The following is a 14207-nucleotide window of genomic DNA, read 5'->3' as shown; positions in this document are numbered from 1 at the left end:
ACGTCGAAAGAATGTCACAAACAAGGAAGTAATTCTAAAGGTTAAAATTATTATAGCAAACCTAAATCTAGTTATTAATAATATTATGAAAATAAAATATTTGTTATTTACAATGTAACCGCTTTCAGTTATAATAGAAATGGGTTGGATAGCACAGGTGGCTATCAAGGTATTTGGCGTAGGTGGGGCCGATGCCAGAGATGGGTGTAGAATGAATCTCAATTATTAAAGCTATATAAGATTCTATATAGCTTATAACTTACGAGAAAGAGTAAAGCCTTTTGTATCCTAGGGTTTTGCTCTTTTTGTTTTTCTATCATTCAAGTTATAAAGTGGAAATTTATATATAACTTAATTCTTATAGTTTAAAGAGCTTAACGTTTGTTTTAAGAGGTTTTAATTGCTGGTTAATAAGAACTACCAAAACATCTAAACGATTGCTAGAAACGAAATTTAAAAGCATTAGGACTAAACATGCTTACAGGGGTAGTGCCCAACATCCATCAAGTTAAGAAATTTGTTGTTTCCCAAAATAAAAAAACGAGGCGAATTCTCAGAAATAACTGTAGAGGGATAAAATTTTCGTTTTGGGGGTATTTCAAAGTATTAGCTTGATGGACATGGAGCGGTACCCCTTATTGGAACTCAACATATCTATTCATAAACTAAAAAAAATCCCTTCATGTAAAGTTGAAGGGATTTCTTGTTCACATAATCAGTGTTATCGGTAGTTACTTATTTATTCACGTAATTGGGTTTATATTGTAGGTCATTGTCCGTCTCTAAAATATAATATATGAATAAATATATAAAATAGGAAAAGGATTTATGCTTACTTGGAAAGATTCCCAAACAAAGTGTAAAAAAGGACAAGCTTCCTTATTTTGATTAACGGGATCTGTAAGAAAAGACCTAATCCTAATAAATTAAAAAAGGAAAGGAGTGAGTATTTATGGCTATAGTTAAACCGTTCATGGCGGGAAGAAGATTTACAACTACAGCAGCAACCGGTACAGTTGCAGGTGCTGACTTAACATTTACTAATACAAATTTCACCAATGATACTGGTGGTACTTCAACATTTCCTTCTTCACCTGCGGTTGTAAATTTATATATTAATGGTGTACTTCAAACAAGTGATACTGTAACAGGTCTTTCCACTACTGCAGTAACTGTTGTAGGTGGTGCTGCTCTTGATACTGCTACCCCAATTATAATTGAATTCATTGTAAATTAGTTATTTGAATCAATTATAAAAAACAAAACAAAGCGGAGCTGCGCTCGACTCAGGTGTCCCTGTTCACGTAGAATTTGTTGTAAACTAGTTATGTACGAAAACACGAGTTTTTTTCCAAAAGGAGAACTCGTGTTTTTTAATGATTAATTAGGATAAACTGAAGTGTTATCGGTATACCTGCTTCAGGTGCTGTTGGTGTTAACAACGTTAATACTCCTGCTTGCACGAGGTAAGTAGTTTGAGGTTGAATTATACCGTTAATAAACAAATTAATATAGGAAACTTCGCTTGGTGATAATATCTGAGTTGTTCCGTATTGCGCTAAGCCATCAGCATTTGTATATATAAGTTTTTGACCGTCAGAAAAAGTAAAGTACAATAAATTAGTTGTAGGGATTGGACTTGGAGATGGAGGTGGGGGTACTTGTATTCCTCCGAATGATGAAAATGATCCTACTGGAAGAGAACAACAACAGGGATTAGAGTGGCAACAAGAGCAGCAACACTTGATTGGTTTGTTATATTTGTTAAATAAAGACAAAAAGTAACCTCCTTTTTTTGCAATATAATACCAACCCTATTACAGTTGATTACTTTTGCTTGTATGTTTATCCTAAATCAAATGAAGAATATGAGATACAGTATATTTACCAAAGTAGGCACTACTTTGGTTTCTGAGCTATAACCCTTGGAAATAAACAACTATGGAAACTTTAAACATGACAAAAAAGCCTCATCCTTTCATGAAACCTTTTTATCGTTGATATTATACTCTATGTGTTGTTAGTTGCAATTGGAACGGCGATTAATATAGTTAAAAGTAGATTTCACATAAGAATAGATTCAATAGCTGGAAATGAGACAAAATCCTATATATATGAAGTTTACATAACATATCATTATCGGAAGTTGGATTTCGTCAAGAATCCTTTTGTAGAAAGGGATTCTCTTACTCTTCGATATTATGAGACATGCAGGATTCTATACATTGCTGCAATGGTGCGAGTTTTGGCTCTCTGGTCATGTGCTAGATATGCCAAAAAACTGTCACAGATGTTAAAGATCAAGCTGACTCAAGAGGGTAAAAAAGTAGATAATGCGACTAATATCCAGTTTGAAATATGGAAAAAAGATAACAATAAAGATCATGAAGTGATAGAAGCCCAGTATGAGGGAGACGGAATTTATCGTGCAGAAAAAACGTTTAACAAAGACGGTCTATACTATATTAAGGCAGATGTTACGGCCCATGATTTACATGTTATGCCAACTAAACAAGTGATCGTAGGAAAAATTTCTGAAGAAGAATTAAAATTATTGCAGAAAGAATCACAGGATCACGCTGGACATCATGACCATCATTAATGATTAAATGTTTCTGTGGTAATAGACGTTTGTAAAGTTATTTTGGACCTTTACGAACATGAAAATCCTTGATTTTATAAGGTGTTTATATTATCTGTAAAGGTCTACCTTTGTAGATAATATAAAAAAGAGGGCTATTTTAAGCCCTCTAATAGCTCCATACAGAAGCTCTGTTGATTTATATAAGTTAATATTTTCAAGTACAGTAAAGCTCCTGTGCAGTATGGTAAGATTTTTTACTCATATCTGCACATTAAGTCTAAAAGGGCTACTTCTAACAGCTCTGATTTATTGAATTTCTTCTCTTCTGCAAAGGCATCAAATTTCTTTAAAACTCCCTTACTAATGGAGTAAGTTTTCTTGTTCCTTTTATCATTTCCAATTTCCATAATCCTTTTATGCAACATGAACCTTTCTCTTTCTTGCAACATGTCCTTTGCTAGCGCTTTCAATACTTCTATTTCCTCTTCACTGAAAGGAGGGATAGGGTAGAGATTGCTAGTTTCTTCCCTTGGCAATACATCTTCTGGTGTTTGTATTACCTTCGCCTTCCTCTGTATGACTTGAGATGTATCAATGGAGGAAGAAATATATTCAAATATGCTTCTTTCTAAGGGTTCTGCCCCTTGTTCTGCTGTATAGTACCATCCTGTTTGCCCAGAATTTCTGAACTCATAACCGGCATTTCTAAGGGCAATTCTTAACTTCTTTTCTCCAATACCGTCTATACTTTTTGCAATGGCAGCCACTGTATTATCTGATTTCTTTAATTCTTCAAGCAGGTCTTTTATTATCATCTTATTTTCTCCTCCACACAGAGTAATAATATTTATTGCTTATATATTTCTTAGATAAAAGACAATAAAAATCCTGCAAAATGAAAACAAAAAGATTACAAGATACTTCTAAAAAATAAAATTGAAACCAGAAAAGGGGTTCAGGAAGGTTAATGGAGAAAAAGAAGAAGACATGCTAGGAGGCATGTCTTACGTCGAAAGAATGTTATGAAAAGAAGTGATTCTAATGGTTAAACTTATTATAGCAAAACTAAATCCATTCGTTTAGAATATTATAAAAAATTAGGTATTTTCCATGTTCTTTTCTTTTCTAAGCTTCCACAAACGATAAGCATGCTGAACAACTACTTTCAGAACTGCATATATAGGAACGGCCAGAATTAATCCAAGAACCCCGCCGAGACTTCCTGCTACAAGTAAAATGGAGATGATGGTGAGCGGATGGATAGAAAGCGTTCTGCCCATAACTTGCGGTGAAATGATATTTCCTTCGATTTGCTGGGCAACGACCATGACGATGAGCACCTTGAGAATCATGGAAGGTGAATTCAGCACCGCAACAACAAGCGCAGGGATAATTGCGATAATCGGGCCGAGAAATGGAATGACATTCGTAAACATCGCAACAATCGCCAGAACGAGGGAGTAATCGATGCCGATGATTAAATAACCGATATAAAGCATGACGCCCACGCAAATGCTGACAAAGATTTGACCTTGAATATAAGAGCTCAGTGCTGCATCGAGATCCGCCAATATTTTGCGTCCGTTTTTCCGCTGTAAGGGAGGGAGTAAACGAAGCACTTGCTGAGGAGCTTTTTCTCCTTCTTTCAACATATAAAATAGAATAAACGGCACAGTGACGAATACCGTTACAATGCTTGTAATAACACCGATGAAGCTCGCGATGTTAGTTCCAATATTTTTTAAGCTTGAAGATAAATATTTGGATACTTGTTCAGAAAGCTGTTCCAAATTCAAGGTGCTGTTATTTTGGAAACGATTGAGCCATTCGTTTTGCTGCCATTCTTGTATTTTCACACGAGCAGATTCAATCAATGTTGGACCGTTGTGAACCAAACTGTTAATTTGTTTTTGCAAGATTGGACCAAGAAGATAAACTAATAGAGTAATAAGCCCCCCGGCCACTCCGTAAATAAGCAATATGGAAAGGGAGCGGCGCACCTTTCTTGACTCCAAATAGTTCACCAGAGGACGAAACAAATAATACAAAACCCCGGCTACCAGAAAAGGAGAAAAAAGAGTTTGTACAAGGGCGACTACTGGGCGAAAGATGAAATCGATTTTCGTTCCTACCCAGATAATAAGAAAAATCAGTAAAATGCCATAGCCGAATCGGAATATTTTTGTTTGCGGCATATTCTCAACCTCATTCTTTTAAATTTTAACATTTTCCGAAAGAAGTCTTCCTCTTCAAGCGAAGCTAGGTGGCAGGTAGTTCACAAGCAATGCTATCTCTCAAGGAAAGAAGCCTCCTGCTAAGTTTAGCGGATAAGTATCCTTATAACAAGATACTTCATTTTTATATTGCTATTCCTTTTTATATTTTGGAACATGATGTATGAAAAAGAATAACAGAGTCATTCGTTTAAGAACGGCTCTGTTGTACTTTCCTTATAAAACCCCTGAAAACAAACGGGCGAATGACTCCTTCGAACGTTCAAGCATACTTCTTTTATAAAACTGAACAGGGCTCACTCGTTCACTGTCCTTTATGTCTTCTTCATAATGCGTCACTAAATCTTGCACGGAAGAGCATCCGATCAAAAACACGTTTACTTCAAAGTTCAATTGAAAGCTGCGCATGTCCATATTTGCCGTGCCGATAGAAGCGACATCTCCATCTACAATCAAAACCTTTTGGTGCATAAATCCTTTTTTATAGAAGTAAATTTCAATGCCGCAGCGCAGTAGCTCTGGAATGTAAGACCTTGTTGCGTATTGCGTTAAAAAACCATCATTAATTTCAGGAAGCATAATGCGTACTTGTATGCCTTTTCGAGCAGCGACTCGGAGTGCCGTTCGAATTGATTCGTTAGGTACAAAGTAAGGAGAGGCAATCCAAATGGACTTCGTTGCGCATGAAATCATTGTGTAATAGAAATCGCTCATATCGGGTGTGTCAGGACCTGTCGCGACTACATGGACCAATCCATCCTCTTTTGCAGAAGCTGGCTGTATATAAGAGTCTTCTTGTAATAAGCATTCGCTGCAGACATATTCCCAATCCAATAGAAAGACTGCGTGTAAGGTTTGAACCGCAGCTCCTTCAAGAGCAAGGTGCGTATCGCGCCAGAAGCCGATTTTCTCATCTTCGCCAAGGTATTCCACCCCGACATTCAGTCCGCCGACAAATCCTATTTTTCCGTCAATAATGATAATTTTTCTATGATTGCGAAAGTTGAACTTTTGATTAAAAAAGCCAAGCTTGATTGGTAAAAAAGGATGTACTTGAATACCGGCTTTCTTCATTTTTTCCACATCAGAGTTTGCAAACGTCAAGCTGCCCATTGCATCATATAAAAATCGTACTGCTACTCCTTCTTTCGCTTTTTCCATTAAAATATCAATAATTTCTTTGCCGAGCCGGTCAGAACGGAAAATATAATATTCCATATGAATAAAATGCTGTGCTTCTTTTAAGCATTTTTTAATTGCTTCAAAGGTTTCTGCCCCGTTTTTTAAAACGTTTGTCTGTGTAGCGTTGTTCATCATTGTCAATGCCGCACGGTCGCAATATTGAGCAAAACAGCGCTGATGATCGTTAAGGGATGAAAAATCCGGTTCATAATCCCTTGCTTCAATAGTACGTAATAATTCCCGATCATTTACCCGCTTGCTTTTGAATAGATAGCCTTTTAAGGAGAGCTGACCGGAGTACAGATAAAATATATACCCCAAAATCGGAAAGAACACTAACACATATATCCACAATAAAGTATGCTGGGCCGTACGGTTTTCAAGCATTAAGGAATATACACTGATTAAGATAATTGCAATGTAAAATGAGATGAAAGCAGCTTTCAAGTAAAATGCAACATGTGTAAAGAACACAAAATAAGCTGCGACAATCATTACTAAGACAAACAGGAATTCAATTCTTCGTTTTAGCATGATATGTATCTCCGATCTATCATTAAGATGAAACTACAATTTAAAAGGAAAAGAATAAGTCCGATTTTGCACGCATCATTTTTCCTCTAATTAATAAGTATCATTATGCAGCATAAAAGACAAGGAGGGTGTACATTATCCCGTATAGTTTTTTTATTAAATCGCCGGGCTGTTGCGGTCAACGTTTATATCATATATGGAACGGCTGTCATGCTATCATGCTTTTTCCAAGGGCAGAAAAGGAGAGTTGAAATGCCGTGAAGAAGCTTAGATGCAGGGAATGAAGTTTGAATACCACAAGAAAATACGGGGCTTGTTATATTAACAGACTCCGGTATCTTTTATGAAGTGGCATAACATGGATTTATGAAGATCACAGGGGAAAATATGGAGCTTATTAAAAGGAGGTATTCTGTATTAATGTCAATTGAAATTGTCTCAATCAATATAGGAAAGCCTATAACAGTCCAAGACAAAGGTAAAGAATTGAAAACTGGCATATAGTTGTGCAGATAAGTCAGCCTAGACAGCCTTGCTTTAAACTTGCAAAGAGATATAATGTAGCTGACTTACCAATTAGGTTTCAAAATACAGGCTACACTGGATTTTATTTTAGAGTATTAAAAGAAGGATGGGTAGAAACCCATTCAACTATTGATATTATACAAAGACATCCTAGAAAAATAACTGTAGAATTTGCGAATCATACTATGCATCAGGATAAGAAAAATTTTGAAGCAATAGAAGAGATACTAGAAATCGATGCACTCTCAAGTAATTGGAGAAAGACTTTGACAAAGCGATTAGACGGAATTGAAGTGGATACGAAAGCAAGATTAAGGGGAGTTGATTAGTAACTTTAAATGAGTATTTTCAGTTACCAGAAAGTCTGTATCAACAGTTTCAACAACGTTGTGATACTTTAGGTGGTTCTGGTGCAAAAAGAATTGGACAATTAATGTAACCTGAATATTACTCTGTCAAATGAAACGTTTATTCGGAACTCTGTATGATTTTCCGAATTTTCATGTTTAAATATACTTAAATGTTCGGAACTGTACGCATATTTTTGTATATATTTTGACAGCATTCGAGGTTGCACCAGAACTGGTTATAATAATATATAATTAATCTTTTAAAATATGAGGTGCAACGATGAATTTACTTTCCCTTCGTTATTTTATTGAAGTTGCCAACACGTTGAATTTCACAGAGGCATCCAGGAATCTTCATGTCTCCCAACCCGGAATTAGCCAACAAATCCATATTCTTGAGGAACGGCTTGGAGTAAAACTTCTTTATCGTACAACGAGAAGTGTAGAGTTGACTGAGGAAGGTAAATATTTGTTCGAGAAAGTGGCCCCATCCTTTGACCAAATCGAAAACACAGTCTCAAATGTAATGAACTCAGCTGAAATGCCGAATCTTGTAAAAATCGCGACCATCCCATCAGCGGCCAGCCTTTATTTGCCTAAAATCATGAAAAATCTGCATGAACAATTTCCAAATATCGAATTCAGCATTAAAGAGACGACTTCTGCGCATGCAACTGAACTTATCAAAAATAGAGAATATCATATTGGTTTTATACGAACGCATGTCAACTTCCATTCGATCAATCAAAGGGGTATTGAGCATTTGGAGCTTAAACGGTCTCCACTTATGGCAGTTGTGTCTGCTAATCATAAGCTTGCTTCACGCCAAAAGATTGCTTTGAAAGAGCTGAAAGATGATTTCTTTTTACATTACGATTCGGATCAGTCACCAGCTCTTCATGAGTTGCTTCAAACAGCCTGTGAAACAGCAGGCTTTACGCCAAAAACAATTTGCAGCGGTTCCGAGTTGTTGACGATCTCGAATCTTGTTTCAAATAATTTCGTTGTTACATTGATGCCCATGGATATGTTTCAGCTAATCGATTCTAAAGGGATTACATGTTTGGATTTGGAAGGTATTCAACTGGAGAGCTCTATCTCAGCTGTTTGGGAAGAAAGCCCATACATCAGGAAAAATACGAAATATATGGTGGAGCTTCTCTCCAAACTAAAAATCGATTTATAAGAAAAGTAATTATTCGAGATGAATTTATATCTCTTCGTTATTAATGTATAAGAAACCAGTATTTCTAAATAGAATACTGGTTTGTTAAGATTTCATTATACTAAGAACGAAGGGGAAGATAATATGGATAAAACGTTAAAAGATTTTGAGCTTGTGGTATATGGCCTTGGACCAATCGGAATGGAAATTTTGAAAAAGTGTGAAGAGTATTTGCGAGGAAAAGTAATTGGAGCCGTTGATATCGATCCTAATAAGATTGGAAAAGATATCGGCGAACTAACAGGATTAGAAAAGCGGGGCATACGGGTTGTATCTTCTATTAAAGAAGTAGAAGTAAACGGTGATTATCCGCGCATTGCGATTCATGCTACTGGTTCAAACTTGCAAACAGTTTGGCCGCAAATCAAAGAATTAGTGGACAACGGTTATTCAGTTGTTTCCACTTGCGAACAACTTTCTTATCCATGGCACCGTTATCCGGAATTGTCAAAGGAAATTGATTGCTATGCTGCTGAAAAAGGGGTAACTGTAATCGGAACAGGCGTTAACCCGGGGTATGTCATGGATACGCTCTTATTAAGTTTAACATCTGTTCTGAGCGATATCTCATCTATACGCGTAACTCGTCGTGTTGACGTGAAAAAGCGCCGCCTTCCTTTACAGAAAAAAGTAGGAGTCGGAATGGCAGAGGAAGAATTTAATAATCTTGCTGCAGAAGGAAAAATCGGCCACGTTGGCCTTGAAGAATCACTTCGTCTCCTTGCCGCTGGTCTTAACTTCAATCTCGAAAGTGTAGAAAACTCTATCAATCCAAAAGTGACAGACGAGCCGCTTTCATTGCCTCATTTTGATGTGAAAGCCGGAGAAGTAATCGGTCTTCACCAAGTGTCCAAGGCTTCTACAAAAGATGGAAGAAACATCGAGCTTGACCTTGTTATGGCAACTTCGGTTAATGAATCAGAAGACGCGATAGAAATCGATGGAGACATGAAGCAAAGGCTTGTAGTTCCAGGTGGTATTTTCGGCGACTCAGCAACAGCATCCATCATTATCAACACTGCCAAAATAGTTGCGCTGGAAGTAAAGCCAGGACTACAAACAATGAAAGACATCAGATTGACAAGAAGCATTCACCTTTAAAATAACAGAGGAAAAGATTCCAGTGATATGTTTATCTCTGTTATCTTTTCCTCTGTTATTTTCTCATTTAAATCCAATCAATAGACTTCCATAGCCATTCCCCTGACCTCCATAAACCACTCATAAAAAGGGGACTATAGTTCTTCCCTACGCCCCTGAGAAAAGCGTCTTTAAAATATATATTGAGGTCCAGACATACTTTCATTTGCAGAAATAAATAACCTTTTTTATACCTAAATTGTGAGAAACAGGTAAAGAGAATGGAGGTTGCGTGTATTCGGGGATTAAAAGAGGAAGGTGACAAAGGTGGAAACGATTTTCGGAGAAAAACGTCTATCGTCAAGCGCTATCTGCAGAGAGCGGTGGAATATGGTGAGGAGACGGGAGCAATAGCTATTTCACAACTATGGCCGCAAGAAGTGCAAACGCATGAAGCATATCTATTACAATGCACAAGAGGATCCCCTTTCGGAAAATGAGCGTTGGCATTTAAACTGTTACTTGGAGATGGGGAAAGATTAAATGCCTCCTGTTAAAAGAGAATTACAGGAATTTTATAAAAGGGTCGAAGCTGCGGGATTCCTTGAAATAAGCAGGGTCATTCAGACAATTCCAAGACTGGCGGACAGAGAATCTGAATCGTTCTGTGTATGGCTATTCAAACGGCTTTTAGAAGGAATCAACATTCGAGCAAAGTGCTTAAAGGGAATGCCTTTGGTTTCAGGAGTTTTGAGTGCTTTTGAGACAAGATTTTATTAGCCCAAAAGTTTAAAAGGATGGGGATTCACATTGGAAAAGGGTGAGGTCCGAAGACCCTCACCTCAACATTTGACGGAGAACAAGAAAAGCATGTGTGCTCCTTTTATCTTATGCCTGTCGAATGCTTGACTGTTCGGTTTGAGCATTAATCCATTCTTTCTGACGGAACTCTTTTTCCCACTTCGAAACCACAATACAAGCGAGAGCATGTCCGGGTGTATTACAAGCAGTACGTGCCATATCCAGCACGCGGTCAATGCCTGCGATAATTGCGACGCCTTCTACAGGAAGCCCTACTGCTGAGGCGGTAGCTAAAAGTACAACCAGCGAACCGGATGGAACAGCAGCAATTCCTTTTGAGGTTGCAACAAGAACCCCCATTAAAATCAACTGTTGGCCAAAATCCATCGGGATGCCAAATGCTTGTGCCAAGAAAATAGAGCAAACAGAAAGGTACAATGTCGAACCATCACAATTCAGTGATAACCCAGAAGGAATAACGAATGAAACAACACGTTTCGAACAACCGTATGCTTCCATTCGATCCATTAACTGAGGCAGAATGGTTTCCGTACTTGTTGTAGAAAAAGCGATAAGGAACAAATCCCATACCATTCGAAACACTTTAAAGTAAGAAATCTTAAAGAACCAAGCAATCATTGGAAACAGACCGAAAATAACAATAGCAAGCCCAAGATACACAACCCCAATCAACTTTGCCATAGGGATTAAAAGGGCGATACCATACTGACCTACAGAGGCTGCCATGAGAGCGAGTACACCAATCGGTGCAGTTACCATGACCATTTGTGTCAGTTTAAACATAATATTTGCAACTGATTCCATAAACTTCATTGCGGGCTCTGACGCTTTGCCAATTGCTCCAGCAGCTGCACCAAATAAAATAGCGAAGAATATAACAGCTAATAAATCACTTTTTGCCATCGCATCAACAATGTTGCTTGGAATGATGTTAACAAGCATCGTTTTAAAATCGACAACCTTGGAAACGCTCTCATTTAATTTTGTGATATCTTTCTGGGCAAGATGAGACAAATTAAGCCCAGCACCAGGCTTTAAAGTGTTAGCAAGTAAAAGACCAATACCTAGAATCAGAGTGGTAATAAACTCAAACCAAATAATGGTTTTAAGTCCTAATGAACCCATTTTTTTCATGCTTCCGCCGCCTGATGACCCAATGACAATAGTAGTGAAAACAATAGGTACAACAATCATTTTAATGAGATGAATAAAAGCGTCGCCAACTGGTCTTAAGGCTTGGCCAAGTTCAGGAAAAAAATGTCCGATAAGTGCTCCAATAAACAATGCAATTAACACTTGAAAAGCAAAAAACTTTTTCATAGGTTGTCCTCCCTAAACGATAGATTAATAACATTATCACACATTATATCGATTGCCAGATAACCCTTTGCTCTTTTGAAGCTATTCAATGAGAAAGAAGAAATAGCTTCTAAAAATTGTTTCTGCATTTTTCATAGATAACCTCCAATGTAAATAATTTTGTGAATATCGTATCATTTTTTAATAATTCAGTAAAATAATAAATCGCTATAAATTTATAAGGGTTAATTATTAATCTTTCTGTTTTGATGTTTACTTAAAGGGGTAGCACGCACATTTTAACGTTTTTATACGCTAAGGGATTCTCAAAACTCAATGTTACTAATTCCAATTGAGTTTTTGATTTAGAGATGAGCTTTGAGACAGGTTTAAAGCTATTTTCACGACATTTTAAGGTGAAGCCAGTTGTTCCAGAGCGTGGGGTGACATATGTCGTTGTAATTCCTGTGAAAAAAGGTGAAGTTCATCTGAGACAGAAAGATTCATTAAAAAACGCCATCCTTTCTAGAAATTCTACTGAAAGAATAGCGTTTTTTTCATTTTTGGGATATGATTTTGCCTTACCTTGATGGCGATGGGGTAGTACCAGCGAAGCTGACACCACCCGCAAAGTAGATGTAATCAAATTGGAAATTTATTGTGACAATCGTTCTACATCGGTGATTGCAAGCTTTGAATTTTCACTGTTGCGTAGAGGTTTATCAAGACATTGCAAAAGCTTCTCTCAACTTGTCACTCATAAGGTGCCAAGCCTCTTCTGCTATAACTAAATCGCCATAATGGGTGAATCCATGGGCTACTCCCTTATACTGCTTATACATAACCCTCAAGCCGGCTTGTTTCAATCTTTCTGCATATTTTTCCCCTTCTGCAGCAAGCGAATCCCGCTCAGCAGTGATCACTAACGCTTCTGGCAGGCCATGAAGTGATTCTGCAAAAATAGGGGAAGCTAACGGATTACGGGCATCTTCCATAGCCTCAAGATATAAAGAATTAAACGTTCTTGCAAACTCCACCGGAATAGCTTCCTCGAATGTCGGTTTTAGAGCCGGGTCAGTATCTAAATCGAGCGGTGCATAGTCGATAATCTGATAGACAATTGGAAGTTCGTTATCACGCTGCCGATTTAACAAACAGACGGCTGCAGCCAGATTGCCGCCCGCACTATGGCCGCCAACTGCTATTTTTTCGGGGTTAATTGAAAATTGTTCCGGATGGTCATGAAGCCATTTCACAACTTCATAACATTCATGAACAGCGATTGGGAATTTATGCTCTGGCGCAAGCCTGTAATCGACATTTACCACTGCACAACTGGCACGATCGGCAATCACTTTACACCAAACATCATCCATGTCCGCATTTCCAAAGATAAAGCCGCCTCCATGCATATTGACGTATACAGGCAGCGGAGCAGATAATGCATTGTCAGGTTTATATACCAGCACACGGGTACCGCCAAAAGAGGAAGGGATTATTCTTTCTTCCCTTTGCACGGATGGCAGGGAGCTCGGTTTGAGCGCAGAGCCGGTACCGACGACGTTCATGCGCAATTTTTGGGCAATTTCTAATTGTTGCTGTTTGTCCATTGTTGTTCACTCCTTAGGTTATATTGTAATTTTAAAGCTTTAATTAATAATTGATTCATGCCATCAATAGTTTCTTCAATTTTGAGATTCCTTTAGCGTATAAAAACGTTAAACTGTGCGTGCTACCCCTTTTATGAAGTTACATCGTAACTCCAATTGACCGGCATATATAAAAGTCGGCCTAACGGCTCCTTTTGCTTTGGGATTTATGGTGAAAACAATGATAACACTATCCAGTTAAAAACGAATTAGATAGTACGGAACCGAACTATCTGGCTATACGGACGCATGAACGCCTTGTTCATAGCATTCCGTACCTAGTAAATCAAATCATGTAGGGAAAACGTTATGATCTTTTGCATAATGTAAGCCACTCTTGATTTTCCCCAGTAGATCCATCAAAAGCAACTGTTCCTCTTTGGTCATCTTCGAGAAAATGTTTGTAATATAGGTACCATAAAGGGGAGTCAATGTGTTCACGACTTGCCTTCCTTTTTCTGTTACATGAATTGCTGTTTTTCTCCGATCCTCGGGCATGCTCTTTCTAATGAATTCATCCTTTTCAAGCCCATCCAGCAAACCCGTTATGGTGGAACGAGTAACTCCTGCATAATCAGCTAACTCTGAAGGATTAAGAGGACGCTCATGATTCAACAAAGATAATAAGATTTTATACTTTCGATCGGATAGTCCGAAGTACGATAGCTTGGAAGTCAGTTCATGTTCTACTTCATGTGTGACTCGGATTAACTGAATCAATAC

The 14207-nt window shown here is 37.7% G+C and carries 12 protein-coding genes and 1 pseudogene; 6 read left to right on the top strand and 7 right to left on the bottom strand.

Annotation, left to right across the window (positions count from 1 at the left end):
* The first annotated feature begins 952 nt into the window (after positions 1 to 952).
* Positions 953 to 1237 (top strand): DUF4183 domain-containing protein, encoded by a 285-nt coding sequence (locus H540_RS0114135; RefSeq protein ID WP_028401230.1) that lies wholly within the window; start codon positions 953 to 955, stop codon positions 1235 to 1237.
* Positions 1238 to 1373: 136 nt separating this feature from the next.
* Here the strand turns inward: H540_RS0114135 and H540_RS34645 are convergent.
* A pseudogene (locus H540_RS34645) lies at positions 1374 to 1643 on the bottom strand (DUF4183 domain-containing protein); the annotation flags it as partial.
* Positions 1644 to 2245: 602 nt separating this feature from the next.
* Between H540_RS34645 and H540_RS29735 the strand changes: the two are divergent.
* Positions 2246 to 2602, top strand: coding sequence for a FixH family protein (locus H540_RS29735; protein WP_162144534.1), 357 nt, complete (start codon positions 2246 to 2248; stop codon positions 2600 to 2602).
* Positions 2603 to 2838: 236 nt separating this feature from the next.
* Here the strand turns inward: H540_RS29735 and H540_RS31440 are convergent, their stop codons facing one another.
* The 3 genes from H540_RS31440 to cls all read right to left on the bottom strand — a co-directional run bounded on the left by H540_RS31440 (position 2839) and on the right by cls (position 6534).
* Positions 2839 to 3399, bottom strand: coding sequence for a hypothetical protein (locus H540_RS31440; protein ID WP_051317110.1), 561 nt, complete (start codon positions 3397 to 3399; stop codon positions 2839 to 2841).
* 282 nt (positions 3400 to 3681) lie between these two features.
* Positions 3682 to 4779 carry an AI-2E family transporter gene (locus H540_RS0114120; RefSeq protein WP_028401229.1) on the bottom strand — a complete coding sequence of 366 codons (1098 nt, stop codon included), beginning with the start codon at positions 4777 to 4779 and terminating at the stop codon, positions 3682 to 3684.
* A 255-nt stretch (positions 4780 to 5034) separates the two neighbouring features.
* Complete coding sequence (cls, locus tag H540_RS0114115) at positions 5035 to 6534, bottom strand: cardiolipin synthase (protein WP_028401228.1); 1500 nt, start codon at positions 6532 to 6534, stop codon at positions 5035 to 5037.
* Between the two features lie 506 nt (positions 6535 to 7040).
* Between cls and H540_RS29725 the strand changes: the two genes are divergently transcribed.
* The 4 genes from H540_RS29725 to H540_RS0114090 all read left to right on the top strand — a co-directional run bounded on the left by H540_RS29725 (position 7041) and on the right by H540_RS0114090 (position 10214).
* A complete protein-coding gene (locus tag H540_RS29725; RefSeq protein WP_051317109.1) occupies positions 7041 to 7388 on the top strand; it encodes an MOSC domain-containing protein in 348 nt (115 codons plus the stop codon).
* Positions 7389 to 7689: 301 nt separating this feature from the next.
* On the top strand, positions 7690 to 8595 hold the full coding sequence (locus tag H540_RS29720) for a LysR family transcriptional regulator (RefSeq protein ID WP_051317108.1): 906 nt from the start codon (positions 7690 to 7692) through the stop codon (positions 8593 to 8595).
* A 123-nt stretch (positions 8596 to 8718) separates the two neighbouring features.
* A complete protein-coding gene (locus H540_RS0114095) occupies positions 8719 to 9735 on the top strand; it encodes an NAD(P)H-dependent amine dehydrogenase family protein (protein WP_028401227.1) in 1017 nt (338 codons plus the stop codon).
* Positions 9736 to 9995: 260 nt separating this feature from the next.
* A complete protein-coding gene (locus tag H540_RS0114090; RefSeq protein WP_028401226.1) occupies positions 9996 to 10214 on the top strand; it encodes a hypothetical protein in 219 nt (72 codons plus the stop codon).
* Between the two features lie 388 nt (positions 10215 to 10602).
* On the opposite strand, the gene H540_RS0114080 is transcribed toward H540_RS0114090, so the two are convergent.
* From H540_RS0114080 to H540_RS29715, 3 genes are all read right to left on the bottom strand, one after another.
* Positions 10603 to 11856: a dicarboxylate/amino acid:cation symporter gene (locus H540_RS0114080; RefSeq protein WP_028401224.1), complete on the bottom strand. Its 1254-nt coding sequence runs from the start codon at positions 11854 to 11856 to the stop codon at positions 10603 to 10605.
* A gap of 701 nt (positions 11857 to 12557) precedes the next feature.
* Complete coding sequence (locus H540_RS0114070) at positions 12558 to 13445, bottom strand: alpha/beta hydrolase (protein WP_028401223.1); 888 nt, start codon at positions 13443 to 13445, stop codon at positions 12558 to 12560.
* A gap of 330 nt (positions 13446 to 13775) precedes the next feature.
* A partial coding sequence (locus H540_RS29715; protein ID WP_051317107.1) for a MarR family winged helix-turn-helix transcriptional regulator occupies positions 13776 to 14207 on the bottom strand: 432 nt, incomplete at its 5' end.

Origin of the sequence: Ectobacillus panaciterrae DSM 19096 (assembly GCF_000430785.1) — a bacterium.
GTDB classification, from domain to species: Bacteria; Bacillota; Bacilli; order Bacillales; family Bacillaceae_G; genus Ectobacillus; species Ectobacillus panaciterrae.
This window is presented reverse-complemented; position numbering and strand designations above follow the sequence as displayed.